Source organism: Pseudomonas sp. Q1 (genome assembly GCF_009935975.1).
GTDB classification, from domain to species: Bacteria; Pseudomonadota; Gammaproteobacteria; order Pseudomonadales; family Pseudomonadaceae; genus Aquipseudomonas; species Aquipseudomonas palleroniana.
In genome coordinates, this window is sequence record NZ_QODI01000025.1 from 12,303 (window position 1) to 32,276 (window position 19,974).

The following is a 19,974-nucleotide window of genomic DNA, read 5'->3' on the forward strand; positions in this document are numbered from 1 at the left end:
GCAAGCCCCCTCCCACAATTTGTTTTGTTCTTTGGGTCAGCGCACGTTCAGGCTGAACCCCACCCGCGTCAGCCACTCCGCTTCCTGGGCGAAATCCGCCTGGGTCAACTGGTTTTCATCCAGCCAGCCTTTGGGGAATACCACGTCGAGGCTGTCGCCGTTGGCCCTCAGGGTCACTTGAGGCATTTCCTGGGTGCCACGGATGTGGTGGAACAGGATCGCAAAGCGCAGCAGCGCACACAGGCGTATCAGCTTGATGCCGTCGTCGCCGAATTCGGCAAACTTGTCCTTGGGAATATTGCGGCGGTGGCCGCGCACCAGGAGGGCGAGCATCTGCTGGTCTTCCCGCGAGAAGCCTGCGAGGTCGGAGTGCTCGATCAGGTAGGCGCCGTGCTTGTGGTAATGATAGTGGGCGATGTCCAGACCCACTTCATGCACCTTGGCGGCCCAGCCGAGCAACTCGCGCCATACGCCGTCTTCCAGGTCCCAATCCGCGGCCACCTGGTCGAACGCATGCAAAGCCTTGCGCTCTACGCGAATCGCTTGTTCCAGGTCGACGTGGTAGCGCTCCATCAGCGAGCTGAGGGTACGCTCACGCACGTCCTCATGGTGATGGCGCCCCAACAGGTCATAGAGCACGCCTTCGCGCAGGGCGCCATCGCAGTGGTCCATGCGTTGCAGTTCGAGGGCGTCGAAGATCGCTTCGAGAATCGCAAGGCCGGCCGGGAAGATGGTGCGACGGTCGGGCTTGATGCCATCGAAGTCGATTTTCTCGGCATCGCCCAGCTTGAACAATTTGCGCTTGAGCCACGCCAGCCCTTCGGCGTTGACCTCGCCGGTGCCATGGCCGCCGGCTTTCAAGGCCAGGCCGATGGCGCGGATGGTGCCGGACGAGCCGATGGCCTCATCCCAGGTCAGGCGGTGCAGGGCGTGCTCGATGCTCATGATCTCCAACCGTGCCGCCGTGTAGGCCTGGGCGTAGCGCGCCGGGGTGATCTTGCCGTCCTTGAAATAACGCTGGGTGTAACTGACGCAACCCATCTGCAGGCTTTCACGCAGCAGTGGTTCGAAGCGCTGGCCGATGATGAACTCGGTACTGCCGCCGCCGATGTCCGCCACCAGGCGTTTGCCCGGAGTGTCGGCCAGGGTGTGGGAAACGCCGAGGTAGATCAGGCGGGCTTCTTCACGGCCGGAGATGACTTCTACCGGGTGCCCGAGGATTTCTTCGGCGCGATGGATGAAGTCGTTGCGGTTACGCGCTTCGCGCAATGCGTTGGTGCCCACGATCCGTACGGAGCCCGGGGGCATTCCGTTGATCAGTTGGGCAAAGCGCTTGAGGCAGTCGAGCCCGCGCTGCATGGATTCTTCATTGAGTTGACGCTCGTCGTCGATCCCGGCAGCCAGCTGTACTTTTTCGCCGAGCCGCTCAAGGATGCGGATTTCGCCGTTCTGGGCCTTGGCCACGACCATGTGAAAGCTGTTGGAGCCCAGGTCGATGGCGGCGATCAGGGACAGATTCTTGGCTTGGGATTGCGGCATGGTTTGGGGTCTCGGTCGATAACCTTGCCATCGTGCCACGATCGACCGCTGGCGCCAACGCGTTGTGCTTCGGGAATTTCTCTGAGGCTGTACGTGAGACTTTTTTGTAGGAAATGTAGGTTGTCTTTCCAGGCTTTTGTAGAGGTGCTTCTGGGGCGGCGTAGGATATTTAACTAGTGTAGGTTTTAAGTCCGATTATGATTTTGCCTACAATCCAGGCGTGCAGTTTTTATTCCTTATGTTAGTTGAACCTACCGTTGGAGGTTGCCACGCTGACAGTTTCTTTTTACCGCTCCCACAATAATTGAGGTGCCGTCTTATTCTTTAGTCAACTATCAAGCGAACAGACTGTCACTCGGCAATTTTGCCGTGGTGTTATTTATTTATGGCTTGTCTTGTAAAGAAAAATAAATACACCTGATAACTTTTTGTGACAGGTTGAATATGAAAAAAATTGTTGGATTGACTCTTGGTATCGCTTGCCTGGCCGCAACCCTCAATGCACAGGCTTCCACTACTGCCGAGCTGATCGTCAGGGGTACGATCAAACCGGCGGCGTGTAACCTCAGCATGACCGGCGGCGGCATTATCAACTACGGCGAAATTCCTTCGGGTCAACTGCTCCCGACGGCATTCAATCCGCTTGCGGAAAGGACTACCCCGCTGACCGTCAGTTGCGGTACCACGCCCGCCAAGTTCGGGCTGAAATTTGTCGACCTGCAGGCCGGCAGCAAGGTGCCTGGCATCCTGAATGCGCTTGGCGCGGGCTATACCGAGACGCATAACTTTGGCCTGGGCCTTGTGTCTGGCCGCAAGACCGGCGGTTTTGCCGTCACCCTGAAGGATCTCAGGGCTTCGGCCGTTGTGCTCAACCCCATCATGCGTATCGGCGCCGGTGCCTGGCAGAACAGTGACGGAAAAGTCGCGCAGTCGCCTACCCAATACTCCTGGCGATCCGGCGTTACTGCCGTTCCCGCTCCGGTCGCACAACTGACCGGGACTATCGCTGTCAGGGCGGTGATCAATAAAGGCCAGGATCTGGACCTGAGTCGCGACATTACCCTGGATGGGCGCGCGACACTTGAACTGAGCTACATCTAAGCGACTGGAATACAGCCGATCAGGAAACTGACTCGTTTCTTGTCGGCTGTTTCTAAGTGGATTTCAGTTTATCAATTGTCACTTCCCTGTCGTGGAGCGTACTGAGTGCCCAGTCTTTCAGTAGTAAGTCATTCGTGGTTGTTATATGCAGGGTTGTTCTTGTGTTTTATCGGCGTTGCAACTGCGGACGGTATGTTGCCGGAAACTACAGTGGTTGTGCTTTATGAAGCGCAGGGCGAAGCCACCATCAATATAAAAAATACCGATGCGACGCCGGCGCTGCTGCATTCGGTCATTGAAAACATACCGGAAGATCCTGAGCCGCTATTGATTGTTACACCGCCCATTACGCGTGTGGAGGCCGGTGAGACTCAGTTGGTGCGTTTCATCAGTACCCTTGAGGCGCCACTCCAGGCCCAGCGGCTGAAGCGAGTGACCTTCGAGGGGATTCCCCAGGCACGTGCGGCGGGTGGTGCGACCATTGGTATCACCCTGCGGCAGAATTTACCGCTGATCCTGCATCCGCGAGACCTGCCGGTACATCAAACTCCTTGGGAACTGCTGAAGTGGGTACAGGCGGGGGAGCGCCTCACCGTTCACAACGACAGCCTTTATGTGGTGCGCCTTGCGCCGGAGGTGCAATTGCTGCCACGAAGGTCTGCGGCTACTTTGCCACGGACCTACATTTTGCCGGGTGAAACCCTGACGGTGAGGGTTGACGGCGGGCTAGAGGGCTTGACTGAGGTCGAGATTCAACCGGCCACGGTCTATGGGTTTTCGGCGGACAGCTATCGGGCCCTTATCAATGTCAGTGGGGTTGATTGACCCATGACATCGAGTAACAGACTTGTCGCATCGTTATGGCCCAGGCGACCCAGCCTGTTTGTGGGGGTTGCGACGCTATGGAGCTTGCCCGGCCTCGTCCCCGCACTGGAGCTGGGGGAAGGTTTCGACTTGGCGGCGCTGACCACGCACGGTATTGATCCGAAGGTTTCCGACTACTTTCGCAGTGCCGCGCGTTTTCGCGAAGGTGTGCATGTGGTGGGATTGCGGATCAATGGAAACCCGCTTGGGTTGGTGGATGCGCAGTTCGACGCACAAGGGCAGCTGTGTTTTACCCCGGGCTTGCTGGATAAAGCAGGCTTGGTGAAGCCCGCCGGTCTTGTCCGTGAAGGCGACGCCTCGAGTGCGGCCTGCCATGATTTCCTTGGCGCCTTCCCGACGACGATGGTACGGCTTCGGCCCGGCAGCAATGAAGTGGCGCTGGTGGTACCCACTCAATCACTGCGTGAGCCGCAATGGGAAGCCGCAGACTTTTCCCGAGGCGGCGCCGCGGCGTTGTTCAACTATGACGTGCAGGGGTTTGACAGCCGCTCGCGCAGCGGGCCGAGCCGATTCGTTTCGGCCTATACCGAGGCAGGTTTCAACTTGGGCGATTGGATTGTTCGCAGTCGTCAATTCTAAGTATCCGACAACGGGAACGCCCGAACCGAGCATCTCTATGCTTACGCCCAGCGGGACATCGCTGCACTGCAGTCGACTTTCCAGGCCGGCCAGATTTCCACGAATAACCCGCTGTTTGGCGGTATCCAGTTATCGGGTGTGCAGTTTTCTCCTGATGGCCAGTCGCGAGCGCCGGCAGGCAGCAACAACGCCGTGGTGGAGGGGCTGGCCCAAAGCCAATCGCGAATTGAGGTGCGTCAGTCGGGCGTCTTGATCCACAGCACGCTGGTGCCTGAAGGGCCTTTCAGGCTTACGGGCTTGCCTCTGCTCAACGGTACCAGCGACCTGGAGGTCAGCGTCATCGATGTGCGTGGCGCCAAGCGCAACTTCGTGGTGCCCGCGGCCTCTTTCGCGGGAGCTGCCCCGGCTGCGCCCGGTTACTATTTTTCCCTCGGCAAGATACGGGATAACACGCTGGATGAGGCGCCATCGCCCGTCGTCGCCATGGGCAGTGGCACTTGGGGTTTGGGGCGCGATTCGTCAGCCGGGTTCGGTGTGTTGGGCACCGCTGAATACGGGGCGGCCGGCGGTACGCTGAGCAGTGTATTTTTCCAGCGGGTTTCCGTCGGGGCACGTCATAACCTGTCCCGGGACAGTCGCAACGCGGTATCCGGCTCGCGCAGCAGCGTCACCGTAAGCAGCCCGGTGGCCGCCAACGTTGATCTCAACCTCAGTTCGACCCAGCAGACCCGGGGTTACCGCGAGGTCGTTGAAGCGGGCCGCCGAACCACGGCCGATGAGCTGGGGTCGCGCTTCAAGCATCAGTACACGGCGGGTGTGAGCTGGGTTGAACCTACGTTGGGAGTGTTCTCCCTGGGCTATACCCGCAGTGCTCAATTTGACGGGCAAACCGCCGAGCATGTGTTTGCTGCCTGGAACAAGTCGTTCCGCTACGCCGATGTGGCGTTGGTCGCTGATTCACAGGTGGGTGGCTCTCAGTCCCGCCATGACGCCGGGCGCGATGACCGCCGCCGTGAGCGTGACCTGGACAATGACTTGTCCGTGCGACTGCAGGTCAGCATGCCCCTGGGTGGCGAGCGCCGTGTAAACAGTTACGTCAGCCGGCGTGGGAATCAGGCCCGTGCCGGCACTGCGTTCAGTGAGCGGGTCAATGACTACGTGCGTTACGAGGTGGGCACCGAGCGTGACCTCAGTAATCGGGAGCAGTCGGTTCGTGGCCAGGTGGACCTGACGCCCCGTTATACCCGACTCGGTCTGGGTGTCAGCCGAGATGCCCAGGGCAGTAGCTATACAGGGCAGTTGCAAGGAGGCGTCGTGGCCCACGCCGGCGGGCTGACATTCTCGCCTTACACCGTGCAGGACACGTTTGGGATCGCCTCGGTGGGCGACATCGGCGCTGCAAGAATCGACACCCCGCAGGGGCCGGTGTGGACCGATTTCAAAGGGCAGGCGGTGATCCCTGGCTTGCCCGCGTACACCAGCAGCCGTCTTGAAGTTCAGACCCGGTCCTTGCCCAAGCGTGTTGACTTGAAGAACGGCACCCAGGTGCTCGCGGCCGGGCGAGGGTCGGTCAATACCGTGGCGTTCGAGGTGGTCAAAGTGCGCCGCGTCCTGCTGACTGCCAGTGACTCACAAGGTCGACCTCTGCCCCAGGGGGCTGCGGTCTTCGACAAGCACAATCGTTTTCTGACCAGTGTGGTGGGAGAGGGCATGATTTTCCTGAACGACCTTAACGACGCGCAAGATTTGCGGGTTTCCTTGTCGGACTCTTCCTCGTGTGTGTTGGACCTTGCCGTAAATGCCCAGCCCGACAATGGCAAGTTCTACGAGACAGCCTCGGCGGTGTGCCATGGCCGTTAAGCTGAAATGCATGGGGCTTGCACTGTTCTGCACGGTATCGGTGGCCCAGGGCGTTCGAGCAGAAAACTGTCGGCTCTCGCTGAGCCAGTCGCGCATCGACTATGGCGTTGTTCACCGCGAGGCGTTGCGCGAAAGCCCGACGGTGACGCTCGGTTCGCGCACGCTGCACTTGAGCGTGCTGTGTGCAGAGCCTTCGGCCATCGCGTTGCGATTCATTGGCGCGGCAGATGGGCGAGGTTTCCGGTTCGGGCAACAGGGGCGCCTGCGGCTGAGTCTCAAGCATGCCCTGATGGATGGGCGCGCCGTCGATTGGGGGCTGGCACACCTGCCCGGTGAGGCCACTCGCGGGCAGTTGTTACCGGGCCAGGTCCTGATGGCACGAGCATTGGGCAAAAGGCTGACGGCCCAGGTCGATGTCGACACTGACCTGCCTGCCGATGCCTTTGAGGTGCGCTATCAGACGGTACTGGAAAGCCAGGGCAATTTCGAACTGGTCAGTCCGGCTGTTCCACTGAACCGATGAAATTGGCGAACTCCGGGGTTTGCGGGTTGGCAAACAACACCTTGGGATCGCCCACTTCATGCACCTTGCCCTGGTGCATGAACACCAGCTTGTCGCCGACTTCCCGGGCAAAGCGCATTTCGTGGGTCACCATGATCAAGGTCATGCCGTCCTTGGCCAGTTGGCGCACGACGCTGAGTACTTCATTGACCAGCTCCGGGTCGAGGGCCGAGGTTATCTCGTCACACAGCAACACTTTGGGCGACATGGCCAGGGCACGGGCAATCGCTACACGCTGTTGTTGGCCGCCAGAGAGGCGATCGGGGAATGCGTCGAATTTTTCCCCAAGGCCGACCCGCTCCAGCATCTGGCGGGCCAGTTGTGCCGCCTTGGCCTTGGGCACTTTCTGCACCACCTGGGGGGCCAGCATCACATTCTCACCGACCGTCAGGTGCGGGAACAGGTTGAATTGCTGGAACACCATGCCGACTTTCTGTCGCAGGCTGCGCAGGTCGGCGCGGGCGGCGTCGAGATATTCGCCATCGACTTCGATCACGCCATCGTTAATGGACTCCAGACCATTGAGGGTGCGCAGCAGGGTGGATTTACCCGAGCCGCTGCGGCCGATGATGGCTACCACTTGGCCTTCATCCACCGTCAGGTCGATGCCCTTGAGTACATGATGGTCGCCGTAATACTTATGCAGGGCGGAAATTCTAAGCAGAGGCATGCAGTCTCCTTTCCAGGTAGCGCGCACTGAGGGACAAGGGGTAGCAGAGCAAAAAGTAACCAAGGGCCACCAGGCCATAGACCATGAAGGGCTCGAAGGTGGCGTTGGCGAGCATGCCGCCGGTCTTGGTCAATTCGGTGAAGCCGATGATCGAAGTCACGGCGGTGCCTTTGACCACTTGCACCGAGAAACCCACGGTGGGGGCCACTGCAATGCGCAGGGCCTGGGGCAGAATGACGTAGCGCAGTTGTTCAAGCGGGTTCAGCGCCAGGCTGGCCGACGCTTCCCACTGCCCATGGGCGATGGAGTCGACGCAGCCGCGCCAGATTTCAGCGAGGTAGGCGCTGGTGAACAGGGTCAGGGCAATCGCCGCCGCCAGCCACGGTGAGATATCCACCCCGAGCAGGGCGATGCCGAAAAACACCAGGAACAGTTGCATCAGCAGCGGCGTGCCCTGAAACAGTTCGATGTAGGTACGGGCGACATTGCGCGGGAAGGCCTTGCGGCTGATACGCATCGTCATGACCAGCAGGCCGATCACGCCGCCGCCGATGAATGCCACCAGCGACAATATCAAGGTCCACTGCAGGCCGGTGGCCAGGTTGCGCACGATATCCCAGAAGGAAAAATCACTCATCGGCTGTTCCTCATCACAAATCGGCGACCGATCCAGTTGAGCAACTGACGAATCATCAGTGCCATGCACAGGTAGACCAAGGTGGTCAGGGCATAGGTTTCAAAGGCTCGGAAGTTGCGCGACTGGATAAAGTTGGCGGCAAAGCTGAGTTCCTCGGTGGCGATCTGCGAACACACCGCCGAACCGAGCATCACGATAATGATCTGGCTACTCAGGGCCGGCCAGACTTTGCCCAGCGCCGGCAGCAATACCACGTGGCGAAACGCTTCGAAGCGCGTCATTGCCAGCGCGGCGGCGGCTTCCAGTTGCCCGCGAGGGATGGCCTGGATACCGGCGCGGATGATCTCGGTTGAGTAAGCGCCCAGGTTGATCACCATTGCCAGCACGGCGGCTTGCCACTCGGTGATTTTCAGCCCCAGGGACGGCAGGCCGAAAAAGATGAAAAACAACTGCACCAGGAACGGCGTGTTGCGGATCAACTCGACATACACACCGAACAGCCAGGCAAATGGCTGAATCTTCCACGCCCGCACCACGGCACCGACTGTGCCCAGGGCCACCCCCAGGATTGCGCCGATGGCTGTCAGCTCAAGGGTGAACAAGGCGCCACGCAATAGCAGATCGGTATTGGCCAGTACCGGCACAAAGTCGAATTGATAGGCCATGGATCAGCTCCGCTTCAGAGATCGGCAGGCAACGGCTCTTTGAGCCATTGCATCGCGTTCTTTTCCAGGCTGCCGTCAGCCTTGGCCGCGACCAGAATCTGATTGACCTTCTCCAGCAGGGCCGGCTCGTTTTTGTTCACCCCCACATACACCGGCGAGTCCTTGAGTTTCACCTTCAGCGCCGGTACGCGTTTCGGGTTGCGCTCGCTGATTGCCACCATCACCACGTTGCCGCTGGCGATCAGATCGACCTGGCCGGCAAGGTAAGCAGCGATGGTCGAGTTGTTGTCTTCGAAGCGTTTGATGGTGGCTTCCTTGGGCGCCACGGCGGTCAGCTCGATGTCTTCAATGGCGCCGCGGGTCACGCTGATGGTCTTGCCCTTGAGGTCGTCGGTGGTGCTGATGGGTGCGTCAGGCGGGCCGAACACGGCCAGGTAGAACGGCGCGTAGGCCTTGGAGAAATCGATGACTTTTTCTCGCTCGGGGTTCTTGCCCAGGCTGGAAATCACCAGGTCGACCTTGCCGGTGGTGAGAAACGGGATGCGGTTGGTGCTGTTGACCGGGGTCAGCTCCAGCTTGACCTTGAGCTGGTCGGCCACCAGCTTGGCGGTATCAATGTCCAGGCCGCGAGGCTTCATATCGGGGCCGACCGAGCCGAAGGGGGGGAAATCCTGGGGTACGGCGACCTTGAGGGTGCCGCGGGCAACGATATCGTCCAGACCGTTGGCCTGGGCGGGTGCCTGGCCCAGCATCAGGCTGGCAAACAAGGCAGTGAGCAGGGCGCTGTAGCGCTTGGTCATGGCAACTCTCCGGAAGATACGGGGGAATGTTCTGTCTGGAGCTATTGCACGGCCCATGCCATGACACTGCCAATGCTCTGGAACGCTGGAGTTTGTTGAGTCTTGTGGTCTTACTGGTCTGAACAGTCGGCTGGCGTTTCGCACCCTTTTCGAGCGCTGCCAAAACCGCGCGAGCCCCTTTGGGGCGTGGCTTGCCGAGGGCTGCGAATAGCTTTACAACTAGCTGCTCAGCTCTCTGGAACCTTGAGTCTTCTATGAATTCCATCGCCCAAGCCGTACCGGAAGCGGCCCTGCAGGCCATCCGTAAACTGATCAAGGAGCAGGGCTTCGCCGCCGGTGATGCGCTGCCGTCCCAACGCGACCTGGCGGTGCAGTTGGGCGTGAGCCGAGCCTCGTTGCGTGAGGCGTTGTCATCCTTGAGTGCCTTGGGCGTGGTCAGTGTGCAGCCAGGTAAAGGCGTGTTCGTTCAAGAGGTACAGGAGACCCCGGGGTTTGCCTGGCCCTTCGCCGCCCAGGCCACGCCGTTGGATATCTTCCAATTGCGCTATGCCCTTGAAGGGTTTGCCGCGGGGTTGGCGGCGGTCATGTTGACGATTGATGAACTGGACACGTTGGAAGATAACCTTGAGGCGATGCGCAAGGTGCTCAAGGCGGGAGACTTTGAAGCCGCCGCCCGGCTGGACTTCGAATTCCATCAACGTATCTTGCTGGCCAGTGGTAATCAGGCGATGGTGAGCATCCTGAGCGCCAGCGCCGACGTGTTCCTGGAAAGCCAGAAACTACCGTTCATCCGGCCGGAGCGTGCCATGGAAACCTGGCAGGAGCACCGCAGGATCCTGCGTGCCCTGGCGCGGCGCGCCAGTGCGGCGGCGCAGAAAAGCATGCAGGAGCACGTGCGCAACGCGGCGTTGCGTACCGGTATCGCCTTCGTCACCCCGGTAGCGCCGTGAGTTGGGCTATACCCAAACTCATGCGCCGTCATAGGAAGACTCAATCAGAGGCGGCTTCCTGAACGGGGGAAGGGCGGCTATGATGGGCAACGTTTTTTTTGCTTACAATCCGGAGACATCCATGAGCAACGATCTTATCAAGCACGTCACCGACGCGACCTTTGAGGCCGAAGTACTCAAGGCTCAAGGCCCGGTGCTGGTTGACTACTGGGCTGAATGGTGCGGCCCTTGCAAAATGATCGCTCCGGTCCTGGACGACATTGCAACCACTTACGAAGGCAAGTTGACCATTGCCAAGCTGAACATCGACGACAACCAGGAAACCCCGGCCAAGCATGGCGTACGTGGTATCCCGACCCTGATGCTGTTCAAGGACGGTGAGGTTGCGGCTACTAAAGTGGGCGCGCTGTCGAAGTCCCAGTTGCAAGCTTTCCTCGACGCAAACATCTAAGCGTCGTGAAAAAAGCCCCGCAAATCGCGGGGCTTTTTCGTTAAACAGGGCTAGACGCTCCGAAACTCAGGTGGTACATTCGGCCCCGCACTGGTTTCTCCACTGCCCCCTGCAAGCCGTCGCCGACGCATTCCTTTTCGATTAGTACGCGATCCTGTCGCCTTCTCTGCGGCGCGGCCTCATTAAGCCAAAAGCTTAATTTCCCCCCTCCATAAATGATTACGTCATTCCTATATGAATCTGACTGAACTCAAGCAAAAGCCGATTACCGAACTGCTCGAATTGGCCGAACAGATGGGCATAGAAAATATGGCCCGTTCGCGCAAGCAGGACGTGATTTTCTCCCTGCTGAAAAAGCACGCGAAAAGCGGCGAGGAAATCTCCGGTGATGGCGTGCTGGAGATTCTCCAGGACGGCTTCGGCTTCCTCCGCTCTGCAGACGCTTCCTATCTCGCCGGCCCTGACGATATTTATGTCTCGCCGAGCCAGATCCGTCGCTTCAACTTGCGTACCGGTGACACCATCGTTGGCAAGATCCGTCCTCCGAAGGAAGGCGAGCGTTATTTCGCCCTGCTCAAGGTCGACACGATCAACTTCGATCGTCCCGAGAACGCGAAAAACAAGATTCTCTTCGAGAACCTGACCCCGCTGTTCCCGACTGTGCGCATGAAGATGGAGGCCGGTAACGGCTCCACCGAAGACTTGACCGGTCGTGTAATCGACCTGTGCGCCCCGATCGGCAAAGGCCAGCGTGGTCTGATCGTCGCACCGCCGAAGGCCGGTAAGACCATCATGCTGCAGAACATTGCAGCGAACATCGCACGTAACAATCCTGAAGTTCACCTGATCGTGCTGTTGATCGATGAGCGTCCGGAAGAAGTGACTGAAATGCAGCGCACCGTGCGCGGCGAAGTGGTCGCCTCGACGTTCGATGAGCCGCCAACCCGCCACGTGCAGGTTGCCGAAATGGTGATCGAGAAGGCCAAGCGCCTGGTTGAACACAAGAAAGACGTGGTGATCCTGCTCGACTCCATCACCCGTCTGGCCCGTGCCTACAACACTGTGATCCCAAGCTCCGGCAAAGTATTGACCGGTGGTGTCGATGCCCACGCCCTGGAGAAACCGAAACGTTTCTTCGGCGCTGCGCGGAACATCGAAGAAGGCGGCTCGCTGACCATTATCGCCACCGCGCTGGTTGAAACCGGCTCGAAGATGGACGAAGTGATCTACGAAGAGTTCAAGGGTACCGGCAACATGGAACTGCCCCTGGACCGTCGTATTGCCGAGAAACGTGTGTTCCCGGCGATCAACATCAACCGTTCCGGCACCCGCCGTGAAGAGTTGCTGACCGCCGACGACGAACTGCAACGCATGTGGATTCTGCGCAAGTTGCTGCACCCGATGGACGAAGTCGCCGCCATCGAGTTCCTGGTCGACAAGCTGAAAACCACCAAGACCAACGACGAGTTCTTCTTGTCGATGAAGCGTAAGTAATACGACGTTTCAGGTCTGAAAGAATGGCGCCCCCAGGGGCGCCTTTTTTTTATCGAGAAAGGGAGCTTTTCATCGTGAACGTGTCAGTTAAGAAACAAAAAAATCTCTTTCATTGTTAATCTTTGTACTTTTTACCTGACTGGCTCACTGATTTATGACCACCCTTGCTTATCGACGAGACATTGACGGGTTACGTGCCATCGCAGTGCTTGCGGTCGTGCTGTTTCATTTCGGCGTGCCGGGCTTCACTGGCGGCTTTGTCGGCGTTGATGTTTTCTTTGTGATTTCCGGTTATCTGATCACTACGATCATTTGGCGCGAGCGTGAAGCCGGGCGTTTCAGCTTTGTGGATTTTTGGGCCCGGCGCGCCCGACGTATCCTGCCGGCGCTGTGCGTGATGATGCTGACGGCAGTGGTTGTGGGCTGGTTCCTGCTGGCGCCCAAGGACTACGAGGAACTGGGGCGTTCGATTCACAACCAGGTAATTTTCATCTCAAACCTGTTTTTCATGCGCCAGGATGGCTACTTCGATGTAGCGTCCGATATGAAGCCCATGCTGCATACGTGGTCGCTGTCGGTTGAAGAACAGTTCTACATTGTTTTTCCGCTGTTACTGACGTTGCTCTCGAGTCAGGTAAAGCGCTGGCGCATGGCTTTGTTGGTCCTGGCGCTGGCGTCCTTTGCCGCCTGTGTCTGGACACTGCCCCGTTATCCACAAAAAGCTTTTTACCTGCTGCCCATGCGGGCCTGGGAGCTGCTGGCCGGATCCCTGCTGGCGGTGATGCCGCTGCGGGCATATCGAGCAAGCCCAATATTGGCTCAAGGTATCAGTCTTGCCAGCCTGGCCCTGATCCTGGTGGCGGTGTTCGGTTATGACGCAACCACTGATTTTCCGGGGGCTGCCGCGCTGTTGCCGGTATTGGGCGTGGTCGGGCTGATCTGGGCCAACGGCCAGCAAGTCACACTGGTCGGGCAATTGCTGGGCAGCCGGGTGATGGTGGGTATAGGGCTGATCTCCTACTCGTGGTACCTGTGGCATTGGCCTGTGCTGGTCTATGGCAAATACGCCAGCCTTGATGGTCTGGCGGCATGGGAACTTGGCGGGTTGCTGGGTTTGAGTATGGTCTTGGGTTACATGTCCTGGCGTTTCGTCGAGGCGCCGTTTCGTGAGAAGCGGCTGTTGGCGGGGCGGCGCTCAATTCTGGTTGCGGCGGTTATCGGGCTGGTCGGCCTGGGGCTTGTCGGCAAAAGCATGACCTGGACAGACGGCGCGCCTTGGCGGCTATCGCCGCAGGCGTTGCAGTTCGCCCAGGCGCGGGTCTGGAGCCCTAAACTGATGAATTGCCTGTCGGATGACAAGAAAAACGATCATCGAGAGCTATGTCATTTTGGCCCGGACTCCACCAGCCGTGTTCTGGTCTGGGGCGACAGTCATGCTTCGGCCTTGATTCCCGCACTCAAGGATGGCGCAAGCAGGTACGGCTTGAGCATTACCCAGGCCGGGTATTCTGGTTGTACGCCGTTCTACCGCAAGGAAAGCACACCGGGATGCCAGGCGTTCAATCAGCGCGTCGCCGAAGTGCTGGAGCAGGGGGCGTTCAGTGACGTGGTTCTGGCCGCGCGCTGGAGCCTCTATGTCTATGGCGAACACTCCGGTGATACCGGCGCCTCGATTCACGACCCGGCGACCGGCAAGTATGACCGTGCTGTCGCCGAGCAGCTTTTTGCCGCTGCTGTGCGTGCGCAAGTCCAGCGGCTGCGCGCCGGCGGCCATCGGGTGTGGTTGGTCAAAGAGGTGCCGCTGCTGCCCTTCAGCGCGCCTTATCGTCTGAGTCGCCTGGCAATGCTGGGGCGACCGACGGATAGAGAAGGCATGCCCGTCGCGGATCACCTCCAGCGTCAAGCCTATATCAATGATGTGTTCGAGCAGCTTGCCAAGGCGGACTCCGGTGTCATGTTGCTGGACCCGGCCTCCAGGCTGTGCGACGCCGGGGGATGGTGCGGCGTCGAACTTGAGGGGCATTCATTGTACACCGACGACAATCACCTCTCGGATGTGGGCGCGCGGTTTGTCGAGGCATTCCTCGAACCCTTGTTCAACGCGTCGCACGCCTCTGCCGTGACGGATAATGGCGTGCAATAAGCTGCCAGCCGCCCTCAGAGCAGGTAGGATGTACGCCTATTTTACGGGTGGCATGGTTAATGAAATTCAAGGATCTTCGGGATTTCGTGCAGCAACTTGAGCAGCGCGGAGAGTTGAAACGTATCCAGATGCCGATTTCGCCGGTGCTGGAAATGACTGAGATTTGCGACCGCACCTTGCGTAACAAGGGCCCGGCGCTGCTGTTCGAGAACCCGACCGGGTTTGATATCCCGGTGCTCGGCAACCTGTTCGGCACGCCCGAGCGCGTGGCCTTTGGCATGGGGGCCGAGTCGGTCAGCGAGTTGCGCGAGATCGGCAAGCTGCTGGCCTTCCTCAAGGAGCCCGAGCCGCCGAAGGGCTTGAAAGATGCCTGGTCGAAGCTGCCGATCTTCCGCAAGATCATCGCCATGGCCCCCAAAGTGGTCAAGGACGCGGTCTGCCAGGAAGTGGTCATCGAAGGCGACGATGTCGACCTGGCCATGCTCCCGGTGCAGACCTGCTGGCCCGGCGATGTCGGCCCCCTGATCACCTGGGGCCTGACCGTCACCAAAGGCCCGAACAAGGAGCGTCAGAACCTCGGCATCTACCGTCAGCAAGTGATCGGCCGTAACAAGGTCATCATGCGCTGGCTGAGCCATCGTGGCGGCGCCCTGGATTACCGTGAATGGTGCGAAAAACACCCGGGTAAACCGTTCCCTGTTTCCGTGGCCCTCGGCGCTGACCCGGCCACCATCCTGGGCGCCGTGACCCCGGTGCCTGACAGCCTGTCCGAATATGCGTTCGCCGGCCTGCTGCGCGGTAACCGTACCGAACTGGTGAAGTGCCGTGGCAATGACCTGCAAGTACCAGCCACCGCGGAAATCATCCTTGAAGGCGTGATTCATCCAGGCGAGATGGCCGATGAAGGCCCCTACGGCGACCACACCGGTTATTACAATGAAGTCGATAGCTTCCCGGTGTTCACCGTGGAGCGCATCACTCACCGGATCAAGCCGATCTACCACAGCACCTACACCGGCCGTCCGCCGGATGAGCCGGCCATTCTCGGCGTGGCATTGAACGAAGTGTTCGTCCCGATCCTGCAAAAGCAATTCCCGGAGATCACCGACTTCTACCTGCCGCCGGAAGGCTGTTCGTACCGCATGGCCGTTGTGACCATGAAGAAGTCATACCCAGGGCATGCCAAGCGGGTAATGCTGGGTGTATGGTCGTTTTTACGACAGTTCATGTACACCAAGTTCGTTATCGTCACTGACGACGACATCAATGCCCGCGACTGGAACGACGTGATCTGGGCCATCACCACGCGCATGGACCCCAAGCGCGACACGGTGATGATCGACAACACGCCGATCGACTATCTCGACTTCGCCTCGCCGGTATCGGGCCTGGGTTCGAAGATGGGGCTGGATGCCACCCACAAATGGCCGGGTGAGACCACCCGCGAGTGGGGCCGAGTAATCGTCAAGGATGAGGCCGTCACTGCCCGTGTCGATGCGATCTGGAAAGAATTGGGAATAGATTGATGCGTGTAACCCTGCAACCTTCCGGCGCCGTGCTGGAGCTGGTCCCTGGCGAGCGAATCCTCGAAGGCGCGCGCCGCCTCGGCTATGAGTGCCCTCAGGCCTGTCGCAATGGCGTGTGCCATGTGTGTGCGGCGCTGTTGGTGGAGGGCCGCGTGCGGCAGGCCGGTGAGGTGCGTGACCACGGTGAGTTCTACACGTGCATCGCAGAACCGCTGGAAGATTGCATTGTGTTGTGGGATGGCGTGCTGGCGCCGGGAGAGTTGCCGTTGCGCAAATTGTCGTGCCAGCTGAGCGAGTGCGTGGAGGTGGGCGGCGATGTGTGGCGTGTACGCCTGCGTGCGCCGGCCGGTAAGGCGGTGCGTTACCACGCCGGCCAGTACCTGATGATCGAGCGGGAGAACGGCGAGAAATCGGCATTCTCCCTGGCTTCAGCGCCCCACGCCGGGCGCGATCTGGAGCTGCATGTACTGGCGCGCGAAGACAGCGCCCGCAACTTGCTGGACCAGTTGCAGCGTAACCAGATGGCTCGCGTCGAACTGCCATTTGGTGACACTCACTTGGCCGAATTGCCCGACGGGCCGCTGGTGTTGATCGCCGCCGGTACCGGCATGGCGCAGATGCACAGCCTGATCGAGCATTGCCGCGCCTCTGGCTTCAAGCACCCGGTACATCTCTATTGGGGCGTGCGCCGACCCGAAGACTTCTACGAAATCGAACACTGGCCACAGTGGCAGCAACTGCCCAACCTGTTCCTGCACAAAGTGGTCAGCGATCTATGCGGCTGGGAAGGGCGTTGCGGGTTGTTGCATGAAGCCGTGTGTGAAGACATTGCCGATCTCAAGGCCGTCCATGTCTACGCCAGCGGCTCTCCGGCCATGATCTATGGCACTTTGGATGCGCTGGTCGAGGCCGGCATGGATGCACACCAGATGCGTGCCGACGTATTTGCCTACGCACCTCGCCCTTAAAAACGCGCGCCGGCCGTGAGCATTGCGGCATTGAAACCCAGCAGCACGAACTCACTGGCCACCGGGCCGACATGCACGCCCACTGAGGGGATGATCGCCGGGGCCACGCCGAATCGGTTGAGCGGTATTTTATCGCGGTATTGGCCGCGATAACCCTGAAGTGCGCCCGCTGTCACCTTCACGTAGAGCGGTGATTGAGCAATATCGTAGCGCTTGCCGGCGTAGACATAGTAAGAGCGCTGACTGAACGAGTTACGAAACGTCGCTGCGCCATACACCCGCCCTGACGCTTCGTTACGCTCCAGGTTGATCAGATCCTGATGGTTGTTGTGCTGTGGATCCGGTGAAAAATGCCGGGTGTACAGGCTGGTCTGTGCGTACCAGAAACCTTTTTCGTCTTCGCTGGCCAGCGTTGTGGCAGCCGGCGCCAATAGCAGCAGACCGGTAATAAGATATTTCATGGTTCGACCTCGGTAGTCGTTTGAAGGGGCGGCTAGGGTGGGTCGCTGGACGCCTACAGTTTGACGGTTGGCGTCCTGCGTGGCCTGAACCTGAGCTGACAATCAGGTCGCCTATGCTTATGCAATTTCGGTATTTTTTAAGTAAGAAATATCTTATTAAGCTATAAGCAACGGACTACCGACTTTCTGCCAATAACCAATAAATGACCGCCACCGCCCGCCAGCCGGATCGATCGTCAGAACTCAGAGCATTGAAGTTCCGAGTAGATTCCAAGGGGAGCGGTATGGGGAGCTACAAGACGTACAGGTTGTACACAGCACTTTTGTCGGCCAATTTGCTGACCGCTGTGGGATTTAATCCAGTCCACGCGGCCGAAGCCGCCGCTGAGGCACCGAAACTCGACACCGTGATCGTCACCGGCACCCGCGCCCAAGAGCGCACCGCCAGCGCATCGCTGTCGCCTGTCGATGTGATTTCCGGTGAAGCCCTGCGCAGCACCGGCTCCGATGAGTTGGGCGCGGTACTCGCACGGTTGATTCCATCGATCAACTTCCCCCGTCCGAGCCTGGTGGACGGTGCCGAACTGGTGCGCCCGGCACAGTTACGCGGCCTGTCGCCGGATCAAGTCCTGGTGCTGGTTAACGGAAAACGGCGGCATACCAGCGCTTTCGTCAATCTCGGCGGTGCCGTGGGGCGTGGTTCTGCGCCGGCGGATTTGAATGCGATCCCGCTGTCGGCGGTAGACCATATCGAAGTGCTGCGCGATGGCGCGTCCGCCCGTTACGGCTCGGATGCGATTGCCGGGGTGATCAACGTAATCCTCAAGCACGCCGACCACGGCGGCTCGATCTCCAGCAAGTTCGGCCAATACAAAAAAGGTGATGGTATCCAGCGCAACCTCAGCGGCAACACCGGGCTGGCGCTGGGCGATAACGGCTTTATCAATCTCTCGGGCGAAGGGGCCGACAACGATTACACCAACCGCGCCGGCAACGATTTTCGCCCCGCCAGCGTAGGCTCCACGACCTATGGCCAACGAGTGTTCCGCCAGGGCGAACCGGCCACGGATGAAGGCAAGTTCCAGTTCAACGCCGAATATGCGTTCAGCGATGCGGCCGAGCTCTATAGCTTTGGCGGCTACAGCAAGCGGCGCGGCGAGACGGCTGCGTTTTACCGGGCGAGCAATGCGTCCAACAACATTGCGGCGCTCAACCCTAATGGCTACCTGCCGTTGATCAAAGGCAACCTGGAAGACACCTCACTGGTCGTGGGATTGCGTGGGTTGCTGGCCTACGACTGGCATTACGACTTGTCGGCCAACTACGGCAAAAACCAGTACGAGTTGGGGACCGAAACCATCAACACCTCCCTTGGCCTGGCCACGCCGCGCAAATTCAACAACGGCACCCTGAGCAATGACCAGCGCCAAGTCAGCCTGGACCTGTCGCGAGAGTTCGACGTGGGGTTCTTGCCCTATCCTGTTTCGGTGGCCTTGGGTGGCGAATACCTGCGCCAGGGTTATCAAATCGAAGCGGGCGAGCCGGCGTCCTACTACCAGACCGGCAGTTCGGGCTTAGGTGGGTTCCGCGACGCCGACGCCGGCAGCACCTCTCGTCATAACTGGGCCCAATACCTGGACCTGGAAACCAATTTCACCGAAAAACTCAGCGCCTCGGCCGCCGTGCGGCATGAGGATTACAGCGACTTCGGCTCCAACGTCAGCGGTTCGCTGTCGGCCCGCTATGACTTCACCCCGCAAGTGGCCTTGCGCGGCAGCCTTTCCAACGGCTTCCGCGCGCCGTCCCAGGCCCAACAGAACTTTGCCTACACCTCGTCGCAACTGATCGGCAGCACTATCCAGGAGGCCGGCACCTTTCCGGCCAGCAGCCAAGTCGCCCGCTTGCTCGGTGCTGAAGACCTGAAGCCCGAGAAATCGCGCAACTACAGTCTCGGCCTGGTGCTGGAGCCGACCGATGACCTGACCGTGACGCTCGACGTCTACCGCATCGATATCCGCGACCGCATCAGTCTGTCCTCCAACCTCAACCTGAACCCGGCGACCATCGCGTACCTGCAAGCCAACGGTGTCGGCAATATCAACTACACCAGCGCCCGTTACTTCACCAATGCCACCGACACCAGCACCGACGGCGTCGACCTGGTGGCCAACTATCGCTACCTGTTCGATAACGGCATTCGTTGGAACAGCACCGTCGGCTACAACTACAACCACACCCAGGTTACTGACGTGAAAGCCAACCCGGCGATCCTGGACAGCCTGGGAGCCAACCTGGTGCGGGTCGATCGTCGTGAGCGCATCGGTTTGCTCGGCGATACCACACCGCAGCACAAGTTGAGCCTGGGCAACGATTTCACCTATGGCAACTGGGCACTGCACAGCAACCTGGTGCGCTATGGCGAGTTCACCAGTTACCAGGCGGACAAGGTCAACGACCAGACCTTCAAGGCCGCCTGGGTGCTCGACCTTTCGGCGGACTACAAGTTGAAGAACTGGACCTTCACCCTGGGCGGCGACAACATCACCGACAAATACCCGGAGAAGGTCAACGCGTACGCCAGCAGCGGCGGCAATCTCGCCTACAGCACTTTTTCGCCGTACGGTTACAGCGGCGCGTTTTATTACGGTAAAGTTGCTTACAACTGGTAATACACAGGGGGCGC

Annotated in this window: 16 protein-coding genes and 1 pseudogene; 11 read left to right on the forward strand and 6 right to left on the reverse strand. The window is 59.5% G+C overall.

Annotation, left to right across the window (positions count from 1 at the left end):
• Nucleotides 1-36: 36 nt before the first annotated feature.
• Nucleotides 37-1,539: an exopolyphosphatase gene (gene ppx / locus DK870_RS27510; protein WP_090368040.1), complete on the reverse strand. Its 1,503-nt coding sequence runs from the start codon at nt 1,537-1,539 to the stop codon at nt 37-39.
• A 444-nt stretch (nt 1,540-1,983) separates the two neighbouring features.
• On the opposite strand from ppx, the gene DK870_RS27515 reads away from it, so the two are divergent.
• The 4 genes and pseudogenes from DK870_RS27515 (at nt 1,984) to DK870_RS27530 (ending at nt 6,487) form a co-directional block, all read left to right on the forward strand.
• A complete protein-coding gene (locus tag DK870_RS27515) occupies nt 1,984-2,640 on the forward strand; it encodes a DUF1120 domain-containing protein (protein WP_060753589.1) in 657 nt (218 codons plus the stop codon).
• Nucleotides 2,641-2,745: 105 nt separating this feature from the next.
• Nucleotides 2,746-3,465 (forward strand): fimbria/pilus chaperone family protein, encoded by a 720-nt coding sequence (locus DK870_RS27520; RefSeq protein WP_104994991.1) that lies wholly within the window; start codon nt 2,746-2,748, stop codon nt 3,463-3,465.
• A gap of 3 nt (nt 3,466-3,468) precedes the next feature.
• Nucleotides 3,469-5,964 (forward strand): annotated as a pseudogene (locus DK870_RS27525) (fimbria/pilus outer membrane usher protein).
• Nucleotides 5,954-6,487 (forward strand): hypothetical protein, encoded by a 534-nt coding sequence (locus DK870_RS27530; RefSeq protein WP_104994989.1) that lies wholly within the window; start codon nt 5,954-5,956, stop codon nt 6,485-6,487. The pseudogene DK870_RS27525 and the gene DK870_RS27530 overlap by 11 nt, the downstream one beginning before the upstream one ends.
• Here the strand turns inward: DK870_RS27530 and DK870_RS27535 are convergent.
• Genes DK870_RS27535 through DK870_RS27550 form a run of 4 tightly spaced genes read right to left on the reverse strand, consistent with a single transcriptional unit; the run spans nt 6,459 to nt 9,298 of the window.
• Complete coding sequence (locus DK870_RS27535; RefSeq protein WP_060753585.1) at nt 6,459-7,196, reverse strand: amino acid ABC transporter ATP-binding protein; 738 nt, start codon at nt 7,194-7,196, stop codon at nt 6,459-6,461. The genes DK870_RS27530 and DK870_RS27535 overlap by 29 nt on opposite strands.
• A complete protein-coding gene (locus tag DK870_RS27540) occupies nt 7,183-7,833 on the reverse strand; it encodes an amino acid ABC transporter permease (RefSeq protein ID WP_060753584.1) in 651 nt (216 codons plus the stop codon). Before DK870_RS27540 ends, DK870_RS27535 begins: the two co-directional genes overlap by 14 nt.
• Nucleotides 7,830-8,498: an amino acid ABC transporter permease gene (locus DK870_RS27545; RefSeq protein ID WP_058426445.1), complete on the reverse strand. Its 669-nt coding sequence runs from the start codon at nt 8,496-8,498 to the stop codon at nt 7,830-7,832. Before DK870_RS27545 ends, DK870_RS27540 begins: the two co-directional genes overlap by 4 nt.
• A 14-nt stretch (nt 8,499-8,512) precedes the next feature.
• Nucleotides 8,513-9,298, reverse strand: coding sequence for a transporter substrate-binding domain-containing protein (locus DK870_RS27550; protein ID WP_060753583.1), 786 nt, complete (start codon nt 9,296-9,298; stop codon nt 8,513-8,515).
• Between the two features lie 254 nt (nt 9,299-9,552).
• Here DK870_RS27550 and DK870_RS27555 point away from each other — a divergent pair, with 254 nt between their 5' ends.
• From DK870_RS27555 to DK870_RS27580, 6 genes are all read left to right on the forward strand, one after another.
• Nucleotides 9,553-10,248, forward strand: coding sequence for a FadR/GntR family transcriptional regulator (locus DK870_RS27555; RefSeq protein ID WP_104994986.1), 696 nt, complete (start codon nt 9,553-9,555; stop codon nt 10,246-10,248).
• Between the two features lie 121 nt (nt 10,249-10,369).
• Nucleotides 10,370-10,699, forward strand: a complete 330-nt coding sequence (gene trxA / locus DK870_RS27560) for a thioredoxin TrxA (RefSeq protein ID WP_060753581.1) — start codon at nt 10,370-10,372, stop codon at nt 10,697-10,699.
• 234 nt (nt 10,700-10,933) lie between these two features.
• Complete coding sequence (rho, locus tag DK870_RS27565; protein ID WP_003206716.1) at nt 10,934-12,193, forward strand: transcription termination factor Rho; 1,260 nt, start codon at nt 10,934-10,936, stop codon at nt 12,191-12,193.
• 154 nt (nt 12,194-12,347) lie between these two features.
• A complete protein-coding gene (locus DK870_RS27570) occupies nt 12,348-14,336 on the forward strand; it encodes an acyltransferase family protein (RefSeq protein WP_161550263.1) in 1,989 nt (662 codons plus the stop codon).
• 59 nt (nt 14,337-14,395) lie between these two features.
• Nucleotides 14,396-15,862, forward strand: coding sequence for a 4-hydroxy-3-polyprenylbenzoate decarboxylase (ubiD, locus tag DK870_RS27575; protein WP_104994984.1), 1,467 nt, complete (start codon nt 14,396-14,398; stop codon nt 15,860-15,862).
• Nucleotides 15,862-16,830, forward strand: a complete 969-nt coding sequence (locus DK870_RS27580; protein WP_060753578.1) for a CDP-6-deoxy-delta-3,4-glucoseen reductase — start codon at nt 15,862-15,864, stop codon at nt 16,828-16,830. Before ubiD ends, DK870_RS27580 begins: the two co-directional genes overlap by 1 nt.
• Here the strand turns inward: DK870_RS27580 and DK870_RS27585 are convergent.
• Nucleotides 16,827-17,291, reverse strand: coding sequence for a hypothetical protein (locus DK870_RS27585; RefSeq protein WP_060753577.1), 465 nt, complete (start codon nt 17,289-17,291; stop codon nt 16,827-16,829). The genes DK870_RS27580 and DK870_RS27585 overlap by 4 nt on opposite strands.
• A gap of 284 nt (nt 17,292-17,575) precedes the next feature.
• Between DK870_RS27585 and DK870_RS27590 the strand changes: the two genes are divergently transcribed.
• Nucleotides 17,576-19,960, forward strand: coding sequence for a TonB-dependent siderophore receptor (locus tag DK870_RS27590; RefSeq protein ID WP_161550264.1), 2,385 nt, complete (start codon nt 17,576-17,578; stop codon nt 19,958-19,960).
• Nucleotides 19,961-19,974: the final 14 nt, after the last annotated feature.